The sequence below is a fragment of the Streptomyces sp. SP18BB07 genome (assembly GCF_036322545.1).
In the GTDB taxonomy this organism is placed as follows: Bacteria; Actinomycetota; Actinomycetes; order Streptomycetales; family Streptomycetaceae; genus Streptomyces; species Streptomyces deccanensis.
This window is the reverse complement of the sequence record NZ_JAQYWT010000128.1, coordinates 1-408: the sequence shown is the minus strand read 5'-3', so window position 1 is coordinate 408 and position 408 is coordinate 1. Positions and strand designations below refer to the sequence as shown.

General features: G+C 55.6%; 1 protein-coding gene. It reads right to left on the bottom strand.

Annotated features, from left to right (window positions below):
- Positions 1-110: 110 nt before the first annotated feature.
- The coding region (locus tag PUR53_RS00525; RefSeq protein WP_329906997.1) for a hypothetical protein at positions 111-408 on the bottom strand (298 nt) is incomplete at its 5' end.

Here is a 408-nt window from a genome sequence, read left to right as displayed (position 1 = left end):
GGGGGGGGGGGGGGGGGGGGGGGGGGGGGGGGGGGGGTGGGGGGGGGGGGGGGGGGGGCGCCTTATAAAAGCCCAAGCCGTCCGGGGGAGGGCGGCACCCGGGACCCGCCCTACACTGAGCCCACCCAACCCCCCCCCCCACCACAAACAACAAATGGAAAAAAAAACAAAAAAAAACAAAAAAAAAACAACCCAAAAAACAAAAAAAACAAAAACCAAAAAAAAAAAAAAAAAACACCCCCCACCCCCCCCCCCCCCCCACACCCCCCCCCAACAAAAAAAAAAAAAAAAAACACCCCCAACAACAAGCACAACCACCCCCACGTGCGGAACACATACACACAACCCCCCCCCCCACACAAAAACAAAAAAAAAAAAAAACAAACACCCCCACCACCCAAACCGTAG